The organism is Arthrobacter sp. ES3-54 (genome assembly GCF_029504395.1).
Taxonomy (GTDB): Bacteria; Actinomycetota; Actinomycetes; order Actinomycetales; family Micrococcaceae; genus Arthrobacter.
The window spans coordinates 192,637-209,908 of the sequence record NZ_JAQFIF010000004.1 but is presented as its reverse complement, the minus strand read 5'-3'; the positions used below and the strand labels follow the sequence as shown (position 1 = coordinate 209,908).

Here is a 17,272-nt window from a genome sequence, read left to right as displayed (position 1 = left end):
ATGCGCACGGCGCATTGATCGATGCAACTTAGAAGTTGGACGCGTATTGATTGCGAAACCTAAGGTGCAGGTATGAACAACGTAGCTGTCCTTCAGGTAGGACCCTTGATGCCCTCTGTACAGGACGCCGTGGTTCTTGACTACGGCGCCGTCCGGCTTCCGGATGAGCCGGCGGAGCGAGCGGAATTCCTGCAACGTCGAGGTAGCGACTTCGATGTAGCCGTCACCTCAGGCAAAGTCGGCGTGGGGCCGGAACTGATGCGCGCGCTCCCGGCCTTGCGCGCCGTCGTGAACTTCGGCGTGGGCTACGACGCCACCGACATTAGCCAAGCCAGGGAACGGGGCATCGCCGTCAGCAACACCCCCGAGGTCCTCAACGACTGCGTCGCCGACACTGCCTTGGCGTTGTACTTGGATGTGCTGCGGCGGATCAGCGCGGCTGACCGGTACGTACGCGCCGGCCAGTGGGCCACTGCGGGGAACTTTCCCCTGGCCACGAAGGCCAGCGGCAAACGTGTCGGCATCCTCGGGTTGGGACGCATCGGCAGGGTCATCGCCCGCAGGCTTGAAGGCTTCGATTGCACCATCAGCTATCACAACCGTCGGCCGGTGGCGGAGGTGCCTTACGAGTACTGCACCTCACGGGTGGATCTGGCGCTGCAGTCCGATGTCCTGATCATCGCGGCAGCGGGCGGGCCCGATTCAGTCAAGCTGGTCGGTCCGGAAGTGATTGAAGCACTCGGCCCTTCCGGCTACCTCATTAACGTGGCGCGGGGTTCCGTCGTGGACGAAGAGGCACTGGTGGCGGCGCTTCTGACCGGTCAGCTTGCCGGCGCGGGGCTCGATGTCTTCGACGACGAACCCAAGGTGCCCCACGACCTGCTGGCCCTGGACAACGTCGTCCTTCTCCCCCACTTGGGCAGCGGAACACACGAGACCCGGGCCGCGATGGCCGAGCTGACGCTGGCGAACCTGAAGCAGTACGTGACCACGGGCAATCTGGTGACGCCGGTTTGTTGAGCGCCCGGCCGGACGCGCCGCATGCATCCCCAAATTACGGTAGTCGGCACATCCAGAGGAAGCCTCAACGAAGCTGGGAGAACGGGCAATGAGCGTAGCGGTTGGGTATCTTTCAACGATGGAGGGCCATGCGGCACTCCACGCGGCCATCGTGGAGGCAGCACGCCGGCGGACCACGTTGGACATACTGTGGCCCGCGGCCGGCGCCCAGAGCGACATCTCCCCGACCGAGGTGTCAGCGGCCTTGGCCATGGCTTCCGTGGAAGGCGTTTCAGCGCGAATCCGGCCATCAGGTAACGACGACGATCCCGCCGACGTCCTCATCGACGCCTCGTTCGAGGACGACGTCGAGCTCGTCGTCATCGGCGTCCGGCGTCGTTCCCCGGTGGGCAAACTGTTCCTGGGCAGCACAGCCCAGAGGGTCATCCTCGAAGCGGGCTGCCCCGTTACTGCCGTCAAGCCCCCGGTGGGGTCCCGCTCGTAACCGCTCGACGTAAGCAGTGCGACGGCGGGCAGCGACGGCGGGGCGACAGCGACGGCGGCCGGCAGCGACGGCGGGGCGACAGCGACGGCGGCCGGCAGCGACGTTGAAGTCGCGAGGAAGCCGCGCGATTCGTCAGCCGTCAGGACATGACCCGAGCGGCGCCGGTTTTCGGCGAACAACTGGAGCACGGCTTTCCACCCGCCGTCGTCCTCGGCCGAGCGGGTTGGACGGATCATTTTGCGACAAAAACCTCTCAGCCCGTAAGTCAGTGCCAGAGTCTCTGGGAGGCACTAATAATGTCGGTGCCTCGTGATTTGCTGGGGGTATGGAAAGCAGCGCGGCGTGGAGTGCGGAAAGCAGGGAGGCCGTGGCGGCTGTCGCCGCGTCCGTTGCTGCGCTTGCTGCTTTCGTGGGCGTTGGCGTGGACTGTTCCGATCCGTCCGGGGCTGATCTGTCCGGGGCCGATCCGTGGCGGGACGCGGATCCGCTGCGGAGCCTGGCGGACGGGTGCCTGGACGGGCTCGCCGAGGTCGCCCGGATCGAAGCCCGGACCGCGGCGCTGAAGGTGAGGCTGGCCGCCGACTACGCGCGGGCTGCCCTGGCCCTGACGCCCCCGGCGGTATCGCCGCAGGACCGCACCGCCCAGGCCATGGCGCTGGTCGCCGAGGTCGCCTGTGTCCTGACCGTCAGCGAACGAACCGCCGGCGCCCTCCTGTCCGATTGCCGGGCACTGACCACGGCGCTGCCGCTGACCCTGGCCGCCCTGCAGGCCGGGACGATCTCCTGGCAGCACGCCCGGATCATCGCCGACGAAACCACCGGACTGGACCCGGCCGGAGCGGCCGGCCTGGAAGCCCACTTCCTGGACCCCGGCGCCCCGACCCCCGCCCGCGGCTGCCCGGCCGGGGACCTCGTGGCGTCCCGGTTCCGGGCCAAGGCCCGCGCCTGGCGCGAACGCCACCACCCGGTCAGCATCGAACGACGCCACAGCACAAGCGCCGAGGACCGGCGGGTCGAGTACCTCCCGGACCGGGACGGCATGGCCTGGCTCTCCGCCTACCTCCCGGCCGACAGCGCCGCAGGGATCTGGGACCGGACCACCGCCGCCGCCCGCGCCCTCCAGGGCCCGGACGAGACCCGGACCCTCAGCCAGCTCCGCGCCGACATCACCGCCACCTGGCTGCTCACCAGCCACACCGGCACCGGGGCCACCGACGGAGCGGCCGCCGGCGGCACCGGCATCGGCGGAATGGCCAGTTGCGGAACGGCCCGCGGAGCGGCCGGCGGCGGAATGGCCGACGGCCGCACCGGCCCGGGCGGGCATGTGGCCGGGGGTGTTCCGTCCCCGCGGGCGCAGGTCCTGATCACCGTCCCGGTCCTGTCCCTGCTGGGCGCCACCGACGAACCCGCCACCCTGGACGGCTACGGGCCGATCCCGCCGTCCATGGCCCGCCGCCTGATCACCGAGGGCGCCGGATCCTTCTACCGGGTCCTGACCGACCCCCGGGACGGCGCCCCGCTGGAAATCGGCCGGACCAGCTACCGTCTCACGACGGCCCAGCGGCACTGGCTCCGGCTCCGCGACGGCAGGTGCACCTTCCCCGGCTGCGGCAACCACTCTTTGGACAACGAGGCAGACCACCTCCTGGCCTGGGCCGACGGCGGCACCACCGGCATCTCCAACCTGGGCCAGCCCTGCCCCAGACACCACCGCCTCAAACACGGCTCCGCCTGGACACACGCCGGGGCCAGCAAGGACAGCCCGCCGGGCTGGACCTCACCGTCCGGACGCCACTACCCCAGCGAACACCAGGACTGGGAACCACCCGACTGGCCGGACCACCTCCTGCCCACAGACACAGACACTGACACAGGCCCGGACCACGGCCTGCCCGCGGACCCGGGACACCACCCGGACCCGGGACACCACCCGGACCCGGGACACCACCCGGACCCGGCGCCGCCGGCGCACCTGGACCCGGAACCCGGCCGGGATCCCGAGCCGGAACTGCCCCCGGACCCCTTCCCGGACTGGTACCAATTCACGGCCGAGAATCCAATGCCCGCCGCAGACACGGACGACCCGTACTGGCCAGAATTCCTCGACGACCCCTACCCGGAAAGCGTCCTGCTCCAATGTGCCTGATCGACTCTAAGCGTGCCGTTTCAGCGCTATAGTCCAACCAAAGTTGGGGGCATGCTTCCTGCCGTTTGGTCGCTCGTCCGCGGAGGACGCAGAGGACGCAGAGGACGCAGAGGAAGAGAGATCACCGAATAGAGAAAGAGCCCGGTCCTTTATGCGAGGACACAGGCCCGCCACCTCCGAATTCGCTCGTTTGCGGTCAGCCGCAACCTCAACACCGCCGGGGGTTTCCGCGTCTTCTTGGATCCGTGGCCGCTTTCCGTCCGACAGCCACCGGTCGCCCTCTGACCCTGTCCGGCACACCCGCGCAGGACTACGATTTTGCCTGTTGACCAAGCACACGGAGACCAGCACAGGCAGGGGCAGACGCAGAGTGAGGAAAACGCTGTGACCGGAGGGACGAGGCTGGGCGGACCGCACTGGCGGCGAGTGGTGGCAGCCCTCGCCAACAAGGACGCGCGGACCGCCTACGCGCAAATCGTGCTGGGCGCCAAGCTCCCCGACGTGGTTGCTGAGCTGAATGACCAACGACGAAACCGGGCCATCATTGCCCTGCTTGAGTCCGGGCTCGTTGAACGGAATGCTGCAGACGAGCTGGAGGCACCTGAGGCGATCTTCCGCGACCTGCTCACGCAGCAACCCCGGCGACAGGCGCAGACCGGGTTGGCTCGCTTCATGCGACTGGGCAGGATCGACAGGTATCCAGCCAACATGACGGAACGGCGGGAGCTCCTGGCCTGGATTGTCAGCGAAGCCATCGAGCCGGGCGAACACCTAACGGAAAAGCAGGTAAATGAACGCCTCCTCAGTTATACCGATGATGTCGTGATGCTGCGCCGCTACATGATCGACTTCGGACTCTTGGAGCGAACGCCCTCCGGCTCCTCGTACTCGCGGCACGACGAAACATAGGCTTCGAGCTTGGCCTTCTCATGGAGCCAGAACCTGTCCGAGCGCCAACTCAGCGCAGACGGGGCGCACTCGTTTCTTGTGCCACAGGCAGCATACAAAGACGGGCAGCTTTTATTGCCCGCCCGAAGGAAGAATGTGAAATAGGCCTATTTGGAAGACTTTCCAGCCGTTGACCAGAACGTGCACGGTGGGGATGGGGTGTCAGCGCCAGTCATCGATCACGTAGGCGTCGGGATGGCTGTAGCCTGGCTCGTTGGGCCGGTGCATGGTCACGCCCTGCAACCCTGTACGGAAACCGCGGGCGACCATGCGCTGATAGGCATCCTGGCGGCCTAGGTTCATCCCGGCGTCGAGCCGACCCAGCCCGCGCTCGGCGGCCAGTTGCTCGCAGGCATCGAGTAGTCGTTCGAATCTGTCACCGGCCTGCCGGCCGGGGCGTACGGCGCCGAACTTGACGAAGCACACATCCGCGCCGGCCTCCGAGCCCGGTCCGCAGTGACACACGGCCAGCCCGTCGAGTCCCGCCTCGCCCGGCAGCAGCACGGTGTCCCCGAGACCCTGCGCGTGCGTGGCCACGATCTCGCGTTCCAGGTCCAGACCCGCGTACACGGCATCGGTCAGTGCGCGACAGGCGCTGAGGTAGTCGGGCTGCTCGGCGGCGGACAGTTCGGCATACATCACCCGGCCGGGCACGGCGCCACGGGCCGCGACCTGCTTGTGCATGACGGCGGTCAGGAACCGGGGCCAAAAACCGTACCGGCGGTAGAGCTCGAGGTGTTTTGGACTGTGCGAGAAGGTGAACAGGCCAACGTGGCTATTCCCCCAGGTCTCGAAGCAGCCCATGATCGGTTCCATCAGGCTTTTGCCGACGCCGTGATCCCACAGGTCCGGACGCACAGTCAGCGGTCCGAAGAACCCGACGCTGCCCCAGTTGGCGGCGAAGTTTGATCCTGCGAGCTCGCCGTCGACCGTCGCGGCGAACGCGGCGTGCGGATCGGCGGCAAAGCGAGTGCGGACGTAGTCGGCGGTCCCGAACGGATCGGGGACCCCGAGGAAGGTCCCGAAAGCCACCCTGCAGATCTCGTCAGCGCGATCGAGGTCCGCCTCCCGCAGCGGGCGGACCGATACCGGCCCCCCGACACTCTTTCGCCCGGTTTCCTGTGCGGTCATGAGCCTCTCCCTCCACCAATAAACCAATGCGCAGATTCTACGTTTCGCAGCCGAACGCTTGAGTTGACGGAAACTATGCCCCGGCCCTTTGATAAAGCTTTGCCCGTTCGTCGAGAACGGCGGTGGCCGTGGCTAGGCGCCCGGGGAGCGGAACCAGTGCCTCACGGAGCCAGAGGGTGTCCGTGTAGGCATGGAACCGGTCCGGATTGACATGCAGTTCCTCGGCTACGGCCAACACCTGATTGTGAGCCGTAAAGTAACGTGCCGACGACAGGTGGTTCCGTCGCTGGTGCAGCGCCAAGCGCACGTCCATATTGGCCAGATCGAGGGCCGCCTCTGCTTGGGCTCCTTCGTCAAAATCCAGCAATCCGAGTGGGGACCGGTCGTCGACTGCGATGATCTGCTTGGCGTGCAGGTCTCCGTGGGACCACACCAGCGGATCCGGGGCGGTCCGAAGCAAATTCTTCGTCACATCCTCTGCCGCGGCCCGTAGGGCACTGCCTTGAGGCGACATTTCCGGCACGTTTTCGAAGTGACGCAGCCAGCGGTTCACGCATCGCCACAGATCCGCTGCTTCCACCTCTGCTGAGCGGAGCGGCAGGCTGCTCAGCACGCTGTGTGCGGCGCTGCCGTGCGGGGCGCTCAGCTGAGCAACCCACGAGCGCGCCCATTTCTCCCATGCCGCCGCAAACGATTCATCGCCGGTCGTGGAGTCGTCCTCACTCAGCTCGTTCAGGGTCGGTCCCGGGACTGTGCTGAAAACGATGACATCCTCGGAGCTGCGAAGGATCCTAGGGGTCATGAAGGTTCCGGCGGCGCTCAGGAGAATGTCCACATGTGCGCAGCGCTCGGCGGACGCGATGGCCTGCCCTGGCCGGAAGATCTTGCTGTAACGGCCCTCCCCCCGGACCACCGCACGCCTATGGGGCCGATACGTAATGAGTTCGCCTTGCTGCGCTTCCGCCCGCAAGGAGGGCAGACCGGGATCGTCCAGCGGTGCGAGTTCAAAGCGCCCCTGACGCAGATAGGCGCCACGGAGGGCGCGGGTCCGGCCCTGGCTCAGTACCTCCAGCACGTAGTCTCCTGGCTTCTTGTCGAACCAGGCCCGGCTAACGCGCCAAGTTGTGCCCGTAGCTTCGTCGGCGTACTGCGGGACGGGCAGGTACCACTTCATGGGATCAGCTCCAGCGGTGGAAGTGCCACTTGAGGTTCTGTGACCCAGCATGAACGAAGACCATGAGGACCAGATGAAGGTGGCATTAAGGATCCCTCATGCATGGACCGCCGTTGGATGGATCTGGCTGAGTTGGACCGGCTGCTGAAGGCTAACCGCTGGTGAAACGGGCGAAACCGGCGTGAACGTCACGGACTATTACGGATCCCCCGCCGAGGAGCTGTGCCTTCGCTCGAAGTTGCGCCACCAGGTCCTCGGTTGGGCGGCCGAATATTTCGATTGTTCTCAGCTTGATGAGCGGTGCCACTGGCAGGAACTTGGGGCCCGCCACCTTCATATGCAGCTCCAACGAAGCTACGTCAGGATGAAAATGGAGGACGCTCATGACGGAGCCGTCGTCTGAGAAACAGACGCAGTAGGAGATGATCCGCGGCTCATTCTGCTCAACGAACGCGGCGAGCCCGGCCATGGCAGCCTTGAGCTCCTCAAGTTTTCCGGCACGGACATCGGAGGTATCAAGGTAAGCGATGGAATCACCCATGTCATCTCTCCGTTGACAGTCCCACTTGGCCCTCAGGACCCGACTATTAGGCACCATTGTCCTCTCAGTCCCCGACCAAAGTGCGGCGTTTTGAACCTCCTCCTGCTTCATTGGCAGTGAGCACCCTGGCTGAGCGAAGCAGCGATCATGCGGGTGCTACTGATGGCGGCGCTCACTCCCGGCTGTTCCTGGAGAGGGCCCGGATACGGGCTCGCAGGCGCTGTGGCAGCTCATCGATGATTCCAACGACCTTGTACTCAACACCGCCCGCGGCCGCCTCAGCAAAGTCATAGGCTACTTTGGAGACCGGACACTAGTGGCCTGGCCTCGGGCCCCGAAAGGAGGACTGAGTGGACAGTGATGCTGGCACGTGGTTTCTGAGTCGAGCCGAGCGGGGAAATCTGGCCACAGAAGTGCACGCGGGCGGTGCCGGATCGCCGCCCTGGTCGGAGGGCAATCTGGTGCGGCCCCTGATTCATGGAGCGACCTACTTCGCCCGACTGCACGAGGAGCTGACGGCTCTGCAGGCGGGAGACCGCGTGTGGTTCACCGACTGGCGTGGCGACGCCGACGAGCGGCTGCTGGCGGACGGACCGTCGATCGGCGATGTGCTCGCGGCGTTGGCTCGTGCGGGAGTGGAAGTGCGCGGCCTTGTCTGGAGATCCCACGGCGAGCGCGTATCGGCCCCGATGAGCGGCCGATCCAACGAGCTCCTAGGTCGTGAAATAAACGAGGCTGGCGGAGAGGTCCTGCTGGATCAGCGTGTACGCCTGTTCGGTTCCCATCACCAAAAGATGTTCATCATCCGACGTCGTGACAATCCGTCGCGGGACGTCGCGTTCGTTGGCGGAATCGACCTTTCCCACAGCCGTCGAGACGATGCCGACCACGCGGGAGACCCGCAGGCGGTCACCATGGATTCCCGGTACGGGAAACGACCCCCCTGGCACGACGCCGCCCTCGAACTGCGTGGCCCCGTGGTGGCAGATCTGCTGGCAGTGTTCGCTGAACGGTGGAACGACCCCCATCCCCTGGACCGACGCACCCCCTACCGGATGCTGCTGCAACGTCTGGCCCGCATGCCCCGGCACCCCGAACCGCTTCCGGCCACTGCGCCCCCGCCGCCACCGGCGGGCCCTCATGCCGTGCAGCTGCTGCGCACCTACGGCGTGAAACGTCCCCCGTTTCCGTTCGCTCCTGTTGGGGAGCGCAGCATTGCCCGCGCCTACGCGAAGGGGTTCGCCCGCGCCCGGTCGCTGATCTACGTCGAGGATCAGTACCTGTGGTCGACAGAGGTCGCGGCCGGAATCGCTGAGGCCCTCGAACGGAATCCCACATTGAGGGTGATTGCCGTTGTGCCCCGTTACCCCGATTCTGATGGGTCTCTCGCAGGGCCGCCTAGCCGGATCGGGCAACTGGGTGCCATCGGAATGCTGCGCCGCGTCGCGCCCGACAGGGTCGGCGTGTTTGACCTGGAGAACCGCTTGGGAACTCCGATCTACGTCCATGCCAAAATCTGCATCATCGACGACACTTGGTTCACCTGCGGCTCAGACAACTTCAACCGCCGGTCCTGGACCACCGACAGCGAGCTCACCTGCGCCGTGTTCGACACGACTGCCGACAACCGGGACGCGGCCGCCACAGACAACGGCCACGACAACTCCCGGCCGTTGGCCCACCGGCTCCGGCTCCAACTCTGGGCCGAACACCTGGGCCTGGACCAGAACGATCCCCAGCTCCACGACCCGGCGGCCGGGCTCGAACTTTGGAATACCACCGCAGACGCTCTCGACCACTGGCATGAGGCTGGCCGGCACTCCCCCCGACCCGCCGGACACGTGCGCCACCACACCCCGGAGCCGGTGTCGCCCCGCCAACGTCTCTGGGCGGATCCGATGAGCCGCCTTATCGTGGACCCGGACGGCCGCCCCCACCGTCTGCGCGGCACTACCCAGTTCTAGGGCAAGCAAGTCTGCTGCAAAGAGGGCGGCACGGACCTCCGACTGCCGAACAGAGTCTCTGGGTCGCTTCGGGAGGTCCACGGGCTCCGCCCCGCTCTGCTCGATCGCATGTTCCGCCGCGTCCCAGCCGCCTTCGATGCTCAGCAGCTGCAGCCGGTGGATGCGGCAGATGCCGGCATACACCACGTCTCCCACGAACTGCTCACCCCACTGCTCGGTGGCGTCAGTCCAGGCACGCATCCGGTGCAGGTCGGCCAGCTCGTGGCACGCGTGGATCACCGTGCAGTAGATTTCTCCTGCCCATTCCGGCGGCACCCGGCCGGCGAGTACCGGAAGCATTGCCTCGTCCAGTTGCGCAAAGCCAGATGCGGTGCTGCCGCTGCGCAGGTCTGCCAGGCCGGCGAGCACCAAACCGAAGGATGTGAGGGCGGGGACGCGCAGGCTCCGGCCCATGTCCTGCAACTTGGCCGCTGTCTCCCCCGCCGGGCCCAAGTCCGTGAGACTAAGCGCGAGGCTGGCATCCAGGTAGAGCAGATAGCCGTGCTCCGGACCCTCTGGAAGACCCTGCAGTAGTCCCCGGGCACGGCTCACCCAACCGGAAGCAATGACCACATCTCCGCGGATGAACCACAGCAGCCCAAGGTGCAGGGCCTTCATGGCCGCATCTGGTGCATCGCCGTCGTCCTCGAAGCGGTGGTAGACGTCCTCCGAAACCTCTAGCGATTCCTTGACCTGTCCTAGCCACCATGCGGCTCTGCCCAAGAGACTCAAGTCCCCCGTCTCCAGTTCGGACAATGCCCGGGCCTGGCTGAGCTGCCGGTAAGCCGCATGCCAGTCGCCGCGGGCGTACGCCGCCCGCGCCGAGGCCAGCAACCCGTCAAACTTGTCCATCCCAGACATCACTTCAACGGTAGCGCCGCGGATAGCAGCCGGTCGAGCCACTCTCGAGGGCAAGTCCGGTCTCGGCCAGGCTTCCGCCATGCGTCGGCTCCTCGGTCCTCTTGCCTGTGAGAAGCGTCTCAAATAAATGCGGCCGCAGCCGGGAACCTGCCGCAGACAGGTAAAGTTATCTATTCGTAACATTCCCCTGACTGAAATGCGTGTGAATATGCCTGCAGACTCCGCTAATGACGACAAGCCCAAACAGCTCCTCGGACTCAGTGGCACCCAGACTATTGGCTCGGCTTTGGCCGCGGTGACCTCTGCCTTGGTGGGGTCCTTTCTAGGCGTTGCCGGGACGCTTATCGGCGCCGCACTCGGCTCTATCGTTGCCACGGTGGGCGCCGCTCTCTATGCCCGCACACTCAGTTCGGCCGCCACCGTGGCAATGAAAAAAATCCCCCAACGACGCGGGGTCGGACTGCCCGCTGACGACGGCGAGGTGCTGGTCGCCAGCGCGCCTGCCGAGAGCGACGAACCTCGAGCCGAACGTGTGAGGAGGAAGTTCACCCCCAAGACCTGGATCAAGGTTGGGGCGGTCAGTGCTGCCGCATTCGTTATCGCGATGGTCGGTGTCACGGCGGTCGAATTCGGAACCAATCGGCCCATCTCCAGCCTCGTCTCGTCGACATCGAGCATCGACGGCGGTGCCACCGGGCCCACGACGACGCTGGGCAAAGCATTGACCGGCAATCCGGCTGTCCCGGACGAGAAAGACGAATCAGCTAAGAACCTGGAGGAAGTGCCCGGGCATGTCGAGGGAGGCGCTAACGACGAAGGCGGCCTGACAACGAACGGCAGCCCCACTCGCGGGGACAGCGGCTCGGCCGGAACTGCAGAGCCGGGAGCCGACGAATCAAGCGACACGCCGCCGGCGGACCTCGCCCCCGGAACCGAACCGAGCCCGGAGCCTGCCCCCGATTCCGCACAGACCTCGGAGCCGGAGGTGCCCTCGGATTCGGGATCGGCCGAGCCGCTCGCACCGTGATGGCGAAGACACGGATGCAGGCCCGCTAGGAAACCCCTCTAACTCGGCACTGCTCGACGGCTTCGGAGATCCACATCGCCGCACTCAAAGCTCTCCGCGACGAAATCGCGGCCAGGCCCAAACTGGTCGCGGCCTCGCCCTAGCTGGATTCCACCTCGGAGAACAGTCCAGTGAAGGTGCCGCCGGCCTTAGCGAGCGCTTCGAAAAACGCACCCGCAGAAGCAGTTCCCACAGCCTGTGAGGCAGAGTCGTAATCTTCGAAATAGAGGTCCAGTGTGCGATACGCAGGCGTCGCTGTGCCGTCTTCCTTTGGCCACACTTTGGCGGACTCGAACCGGACGAGCCCGTCCAGCGCTGCGACGCGGTCAAGAATTGTGGGCATTTCCTGTTCGAAGAGTTCCGGCGCGGACGGGTTATCGATGATCAGCGTGATTTTGGTTTGCATTGCTTCGTCCTTACTCATGGTGGGTGAAGCACTCGTGGTGATGCGGGAAGCGGACAACATGGCTGCACTTTCACATTAGGAGTCCGCGCACACGACGTCCATGGCCCAACGAGCATCACTCCGTCTCTACGCGCATATGCGAAAACGTCAACGACAACCACGCGCAGTCCGAACAGTTGGAGTTGTACCGCGCCCGACCCTACGGACTCGCCCTTGGCACCAGTCTCATAGAACACGACCACGGCGACGTTTTAAGGCGACCCTCAGAAGGTCAGTTGGGCCTTCAAGAAAGCCCGCGACTAGGGCGCTGAGGCAATTGCGGGGTTGTCCCTTCCAAATGGCCTCGGGCCAATCCTCGCGATTGCCGCGGATGCGCTGCTAGTGATCATGACTGAAAGCCCGCAACTGGTGAACCGAGCACGCGACTGGATCGCAAAGACCCGTTCATTTCACAACCAACAGCTCACCAGGCACACAGGGGTGAGGCGCCTCGGAAAGACCCCGCCTGACATTCGCCCGGATTGCGGAGGAGGCCGCTGGTGTGACAACTGGAAGCCTGACCGGGCTGTCGTTGGTTGACGCTCAGGCCTTAGCGTCGCTGCTGCAAAACGAAAAGGCCCCGCTCGTTGGATTCAACGGGCGGGGCCTTCTTCGTTGTTGACAACAACAGCCGAGGACAAAGAAAGAACGTAGATGGACAGGCTACTTGGTCCCGAGGACCATCGCCTCTCGGCCTGCTTCCGCGGTAGGAGCAGTCGGTGCGCGCCTGGACGTGGACAAACCAAATGGTCCTTTATGCTCCCTGCGCGGTTCCGAAGGGCCGACCTAGGCTCGTGCATAGTCTTTCCTGGGCCATAGCTGATGCTGGTACAGACTAGTGACGGTCGGGGTTTGAGAGCTTCAGGTCCTGTCCGGGGGCTTCGGGCCTTTCCTGGCGCCCTTGGCCGCCTCGATCCGTTTTGCCTGCTCCAGGAAGGCACATCCCGCTTCCCCGGGTTCATCGACCACCGGATGCCCCTTCTGAGTGGGTAAAACGCGTCCTTCGCAACCCACATTCTCCTTACACAGCAGGGAACTCGCGGATTACGACCGGCCCCCAGAGCTACCTTCCCGACGGATCCGGGCTCATAAGGGGCCCGGGATGCCGACGACACCTACCTACTCATGGTCGACTTCCCCCCCTACGATGAGGGCATGGAAAACGCGAACCGCCGCTAAACAGGAAACTCCCCAGCATTTCTGGCCGGGATCTGCGACGGCCACCTCGCGTTCCGCAACCTTGGCCTGCTCCGCGAAGAAGACCTGTAGGTCGGTGCCACGGGGAGGTCGCAATCCGGGTTCGGCCGCATCAAACTGAAGAAATGTGAAGCCGCTGATCTCACGTCAATTATTCTCAGGAAACAGGAGAAGTCAGATGACTTGGAACCCCTACGAGAACCTTCCCACAGCGGCCTCGTTCTCACTGATCAGCAGCGACCTGCGGGAGGGCGAGAAGCTGGCGATGCCGCAGGTCAGCCGCATCTTCGGCGCCAGCGGTGAGGACGTTTCCCCGCAGCTCTCCTGGAGCGGGTTCCCGCCAGGGACGCAGAGCTTCGTGGTCACCATGTGCGACCCGAAGCGCCCTCGGTCACCGGTTTCTGGCACTGGGCCGGGGTGAACATTCCCGCCAACGTCACCGAGCTGCCCGCAGGCGCCGGCAATGAGTCGGGCTCGGGGCTCCCGCCGGGCGCCTTCCAGCTCCCGAACGACGCTAGGCTGAAGCGCTACGTCGCCGCCGGGCCTCCGGAAGGCACCGGGAAACATCGCTACATCTTTGCGGTCCTCGCCCTCGCCGCCGAGAAGTTCGAGATTGACCCAGAGGCGACGCCCGCCCTGCTGATGTTCAACCTGTTCAACGGCACCCTTGGACGCGCCCTCCTCGAGGGCTGGTACGAGAGATAGGCCTCCTTCGGCACCACTCTCGACTGAACTCCGCTTGCCGCACCGCGCTCCCTCCCGTGGCTAAGGACGCATCACGGAGCATGGCCCAGAGAATGTCTTGGCGGCGCGGGGCCAGGAAGGGCCTGGCCTGGATGCGCGTCTCATCTTCACCGTGAGAGCAAACGCGGCGTTCTGATCTACGCTCCTCGTCAAACAAGCAGGGTGACAGATTCGGGGTTTGTGGCCAGCATTCATGAGCTCGCTGGCCGCGGGGATCAGTCGTGCGACGGAGTGCCGGGCTTGTCCTGTGAAAATCCTGCGTACAACCAGGTGAGGCCGGCCCAGCCAGCAACGGGACGGCCGGCCCCGGCAGCGGGCCTAGGTCCGTAGCTGCCTGACGGGCGGGCCGCCAGATGCGGCATCAGGCCGCGGACGTCCGGCCGCCCACCACACCGGTCCCGGATCTTCCATCGCTCGATCTGGGATTCAGCTTCTTCCCGGCTCCTGAAGCTGCCCGTCCCGGTGGGATGCATGGGCGAGATCGACGACATCGTGCGCTGCGTGCTATACCTCGAGTAGGCTCCGTTCGTCAAGAGAGAGTTCCTCCACGTCGACGGCGGTCAGAGCGCCGGAAAATGACCAGATTCGAGAAAGCGACAGAGTAACCATGACCGTTACGACCGAACAGGATGCTGTACTCATCCGGGTGCTCGACAGCTGGGCCGACGCCGTGCGGCGCCACGAGCCCAAGCGCGTCGCCGCGTACTTCACCGAGGATGCAATCTTCCAGGGCTTCGACAGGACGCCGGTCGTTGGCCGAGCCGGAGTCGCCGCCTATTACGACAAGCAGCCCGTGGGGCTCACCCCGACGTACACGGTGCTGGAGACGCGTGCGTTCTCGGACGACACGTTCCTCGCGTTCGTCGACGTGGACTTCACGCCGCCGAACGCCGCGGTGATTCCGGTGCATCTGACCGTGGCGCTGGTGCGCTCGGAGGGCGAGTGGCTCATCCGGCACTATCACGTGTCGAAGATCGAGGCATAGGGTTCACGCGATCGGAGACGGGAGGAAACGCAATGGAATTCCTGGTCGACATGAGGACGACGGTCCCGGAGGGCACGCCGGACGAGGCAGTCGCCGACATGCGGAGCAGAGAGGCGGCCAATTCGCGCAACCTCGCCGCTCAGGGACACCTTCTGCGGCTGTGGCGCCCTCCCGTCGCCGAGGGCGAATGGCGCACCTGGGGTCTCTTCCAGGCGCGTGACGCCGACGAACTGGAGCAGGTGCTCGCGTCGATGCCGCTTCGGGTGTGGCGGCACGACAGTGTGACGCCGCTGTCGCCACATCCGAACGATCCTGGCGCATAGTTGTCGACTGCTCCTCACGGAGGGGTGAGCAGTCCGGGGCGGAGTGCGGCTCGCGTCAGGATGCCGTCGGGTACGGTGCGATGCCGGCGGCGACTGCGACTTCCCGGTAGGCCGCCGCGAGGTCGGCCAGCGAGGCGTGCGAATTCAGCCCGCTCCGATTCGGCGGACGGATCGGCGGCCGCTACGCCGACCGCATCGGCAGTACGGTGGTGAGCCGTCGCGCACCCGTCGACGGCTTGTGGGCGATTCGAGCATCCGGACGCCCGAAAACCGACGTTCCAGCCCATTGGCTCCCGTAATAACGTCGACTTCGGCACGGCGGATGTCCCCTCTCCATGTTCGAAGCGACCCGTCAAGACAGGAGAAGCACAGAGTCATGAGCACCATCGACGAGGCGGTGAGCGCCAGGAATGTCGGCACCCTCGCGGCAGGCTTCGTGGACACGCCTCTGTCGGCGTCACTGCTCGGCGACGATCTCGACGCCCGTCGCACAGAGCTTGGCAGAACCCTGCCCATCCGGAGGGTTGTGGAACCGGAGGACGTGGCCGCGCCCGCTGTTCACATCATGACCAACTCTGCACTGACGGGTGCGACCTTCGACGTCGATGGCGGCGAGCAAGTCCTTGGGAAGGAGTGAGGAAGCAGGGTCGGCCCACGACACTTCCCTATACGGCGACGCTGATCAGTTGCCGTCGAAGACAGCCTCTGGGCTCCACTCCGATGCCGGCTGAGAGTGAAGCCGCCAGTAGGCTTCGGCGATCAGTTCCGGCGCGAACGCTGTTCCATCCGCGATGTCTCCGGCGATGGTGACCCCGGTGACGTGCACGTTCTGCCGGGCCAGCTCGTAATGCAACAAATGGGTCACCGCGCGCAGGGCGGTCTTTCCGATCGAGAGGGTCGCATGCTCGGGCTGCGGGTCGTGGCTGAGCCAGCTGCCCGTCGTCAGGAACGTGCCGGTGCGGGCCTGTGCCATCGCCGGCGTGAAAACCTGCGCAGCAGTGATGGCGCCGAGCACGTCGACGTTGTACGCGGCCATCAGATACGTGGCGTCCGCGGCCAGGACACTGTCTCTTGCGATCAGGGCAGCGTTGTAGACCACGATTCCTGGGGCGTCGATCTGTGCGATGGCTTGCATCCGTAGACGGAACGACTCCTGGTCGGCGGCGTCGGCGAGCACGGTGTCGACGTTGGCGCCGGAAGCGCGCAATTCGTCGGCGAGAGCGGCAAGGGACTCCTCATGGCGCGCGACGAGCGTGATTCGGAACCCTCCTCTGGCATAGCGACGGGCCACAGCGGCCCCGAGGCCCGGTCCGACTCCGATGATCAGGACGTGCTTCGGGTCGATTGCGGCCGCATTACTCGTCCCTCCGGTCGGCATCATGCCCCTTCGATCTGCCGGCCCGGCATCGGCTCTGCGATTGCTATCCGCCATGCGGGGGCGCCAAAGGTGTCGGCGAAGTACTGCGTCTCATGCACTACCTTCTCTTGAGCGAATTGCATGACGGACACCGAGTATGTCGGCACGCCGTCATACGTGATGATGCACTCGCTCACCCACAGATTCCCGCTGCCGACGATCCGCAGTACCGTGAAATGCCTCTCGGCAGGGTGTCCACCACGTTGCGCCGCAATCGTCGTTCGACCTCGAAAGCGTTCACCCGACTGGGGATAGTCGAGGATCGCGTCGTCGGAATAGATAGCGTGTTCGGCTTCGCTATCCCCGCTTTCCGATGAGCGCCAGTGTGCCTCGAGTGCCGCCCTGGTCGGATCCATCGTGTTGTCCATTCCGTGCGGGATTACCGTCGGTTCAGGTCGCCGCCCGGCGGTCTGCTTGTGGTCCAGTTTGAGTGCTGGCAGTTCCTCTCGCAATCCACTTTCACCCCGACCAGGTCGATATGAGAGGTCGCGTGCGCGGCCAATGCGGCCGGGTGCGCATGCCGAGAGTGCTTTGGGGTCGGCGAGTGTCTCACGCTAACTCCTCGACCGCCACCGCCGGTTGTCCGATCTAACCATCGTCGGGCAGCGAACTCGGACCTTCGATGCCGATGGCGCCCAGCGCCTCCTTGCGGAGCGATAGGACGCAGGGTCCTACGCACGACTGAACGGGATGAGGCTCGATTCCGGCTACAGCGGCTTCTCGGCCGGCCGATGCAACGTCGGCGAGGGACGCACGCACGTTCAAAACTCTCGGTGTGAGTGCGACG

At 65.3% G+C, this 17,272-nt stretch carries 18 protein-coding genes and 1 pseudogene; 11 read left to right on the top strand and 8 right to left on the bottom strand.

The features are described from left to right. Window positions 1-108 precede the first annotated feature (108 nt). The 4 genes from M2428_RS09525 to M2428_RS09510 all read left to right on the top strand — a co-directional run bounded on the left by M2428_RS09525 (window position 109) and on the right by M2428_RS09510 (window position 4,559). On the top strand, window positions 109-1,020 hold the full coding sequence (locus tag M2428_RS09525) for a 2-hydroxyacid dehydrogenase (RefSeq protein ID WP_346780736.1): 912 nt from the start codon (window positions 109-111) through the stop codon (window positions 1,018-1,020). Window positions 1,021-1,108: 88 nt separating this feature from the next. After that, window positions 1,109-1,504 (top strand): universal stress protein, encoded by a 396-nt coding sequence (locus M2428_RS09520; protein WP_277525708.1) that lies wholly within the window; start codon window positions 1,109-1,111, stop codon window positions 1,502-1,504. Between the two features lie 325 nt (window positions 1,505-1,829). Further along, entirely contained in the window at window positions 1,830-3,650 is a 1,821-nt protein-coding gene (locus tag M2428_RS09515; protein ID WP_277525707.1) for an HNH endonuclease signature motif containing protein, read from the top strand. A 384-nt stretch (window positions 3,651-4,034) separates the two neighbouring features. After that, entirely contained in the window at window positions 4,035-4,559 is a 525-nt protein-coding gene (locus M2428_RS09510; RefSeq protein ID WP_277525706.1) for a DUF2087 domain-containing protein, read from the top strand. 201 nt (window positions 4,560-4,760) lie between these two features. Here the strand turns inward: M2428_RS09510 and M2428_RS09505 are convergent, their stop codons facing one another. The 4 genes from M2428_RS09505 to M2428_RS09490 all read right to left on the bottom strand — a co-directional run bounded on the left by M2428_RS09505 (window position 4,761) and on the right by M2428_RS09490 (window position 8,472). Further along, window positions 4,761-5,729: a GNAT family N-acetyltransferase gene (locus M2428_RS09505; protein ID WP_277525705.1), complete on the bottom strand. Its 969-nt coding sequence runs from the start codon at window positions 5,727-5,729 to the stop codon at window positions 4,761-4,763. A gap of 73 nt (window positions 5,730-5,802) precedes the next feature. Further along, window positions 5,803-6,903 carry a phosphotransferase gene (locus M2428_RS09500; protein ID WP_277525704.1) on the bottom strand — a complete coding sequence of 367 codons (1,101 nt, stop codon included), beginning with the start codon at window positions 6,901-6,903 and terminating at the stop codon, window positions 5,803-5,805. Window positions 6,904-7,054: 151 nt separating this feature from the next. Continuing rightward, window positions 7,055-7,444, bottom strand: coding sequence for a hypothetical protein (locus tag M2428_RS09495; RefSeq protein WP_277525703.1), 390 nt, complete (start codon window positions 7,442-7,444; stop codon window positions 7,055-7,057). Window positions 7,445-8,157: 713 nt separating this feature from the next. Beyond that, window positions 8,158-8,472: a hypothetical protein gene (locus M2428_RS09490; protein WP_277525953.1), complete on the bottom strand. Its 315-nt coding sequence runs from the start codon at window positions 8,470-8,472 to the stop codon at window positions 8,158-8,160. Here M2428_RS09490 and M2428_RS09485 point away from each other — a divergent pair. Next, window positions 8,359-9,003: pseudogene (locus M2428_RS09485) on the top strand (phospholipase); the annotation flags it as partial. The gene M2428_RS09490 and the pseudogene M2428_RS09485 overlap by 114 nt on opposite strands. Here the strand turns inward: M2428_RS09485 and M2428_RS09480 are convergent. Then, window positions 8,995-10,308, bottom strand: coding sequence for a hypothetical protein (locus M2428_RS09480; protein WP_277525702.1), 1,314 nt, complete (start codon window positions 10,306-10,308; stop codon window positions 8,995-8,997). The pseudogene M2428_RS09485 and the gene M2428_RS09480 overlap by 9 nt on opposite strands. A 208-nt stretch (window positions 10,309-10,516) precedes the next feature. On the opposite strand from M2428_RS09480, the gene M2428_RS09475 reads away from it, so the two are divergent. Then, entirely contained in the window at window positions 10,517-11,335 is an 819-nt protein-coding gene (locus M2428_RS09475) for a hypothetical protein (protein WP_277525701.1), read from the top strand. Window positions 11,336-11,474: 139 nt separating this feature from the next. Here M2428_RS09475 and M2428_RS09470 read toward each other — a convergent pair whose 3' ends face one another. Further along, complete coding sequence (locus tag M2428_RS09470; protein WP_277525700.1) at window positions 11,475-11,780, bottom strand: EthD family reductase; 306 nt, start codon at window positions 11,778-11,780, stop codon at window positions 11,475-11,477. A gap of 1,414 nt (window positions 11,781-13,194) precedes the next feature. Between M2428_RS09470 and M2428_RS22245 the strand changes: the two genes are divergently transcribed. The 5 genes from M2428_RS22245 to M2428_RS09450 all read left to right on the top strand — a co-directional run bounded on the left by M2428_RS22245 (window position 13,195) and on the right by M2428_RS09450 (window position 15,705). Next, window positions 13,195-13,437, top strand: coding sequence for a hypothetical protein (locus M2428_RS22245; RefSeq protein ID WP_346780735.1), 243 nt, complete (start codon window positions 13,195-13,197; stop codon window positions 13,435-13,437). Beyond that, window positions 13,434-13,721, top strand: coding sequence for a hypothetical protein (locus M2428_RS22240; protein ID WP_346780734.1), 288 nt, complete (start codon window positions 13,434-13,436; stop codon window positions 13,719-13,721). Before M2428_RS22245 ends, M2428_RS22240 begins: the two co-directional genes overlap by 4 nt. A 646-nt stretch (window positions 13,722-14,367) precedes the next feature. Next, window positions 14,368-14,745 carry an SgcJ/EcaC family oxidoreductase gene (locus M2428_RS09460; protein WP_277525699.1) on the top strand — a complete coding sequence of 126 codons (378 nt, stop codon included), beginning with the start codon at window positions 14,368-14,370 and terminating at the stop codon, window positions 14,743-14,745. 32 nt (window positions 14,746-14,777) lie between these two features. Continuing rightward, window positions 14,778-15,068, top strand: a complete 291-nt coding sequence (locus M2428_RS09455; protein ID WP_277525698.1) for a muconolactone Delta-isomerase family protein — start codon at window positions 14,778-14,780, stop codon at window positions 15,066-15,068. A 376-nt stretch (window positions 15,069-15,444) separates the two neighbouring features. Next, complete coding sequence (locus M2428_RS09450; RefSeq protein WP_277525697.1) at window positions 15,445-15,705, top strand: SDR family oxidoreductase; 261 nt, start codon at window positions 15,445-15,447, stop codon at window positions 15,703-15,705. A gap of 45 nt (window positions 15,706-15,750) precedes the next feature. Here M2428_RS09450 and M2428_RS09445 read toward each other — a convergent pair whose 3' ends face one another. Together M2428_RS09445 and M2428_RS09440 are read right to left on the bottom strand one after the other, a co-directional pair. Beyond that, window positions 15,751-16,449 (bottom strand): SDR family NAD(P)-dependent oxidoreductase, encoded by a 699-nt coding sequence (locus M2428_RS09445; RefSeq protein WP_277525696.1) that lies wholly within the window; start codon window positions 16,447-16,449, stop codon window positions 15,751-15,753. Further along, complete coding sequence (locus M2428_RS09440; protein ID WP_277525695.1) at window positions 16,446-16,853, bottom strand: nuclear transport factor 2 family protein; 408 nt, start codon at window positions 16,851-16,853, stop codon at window positions 16,446-16,448. Before M2428_RS09440 ends, M2428_RS09445 begins: the two co-directional genes overlap by 4 nt. Window positions 16,854-17,272 lie beyond the last annotated feature (419 nt).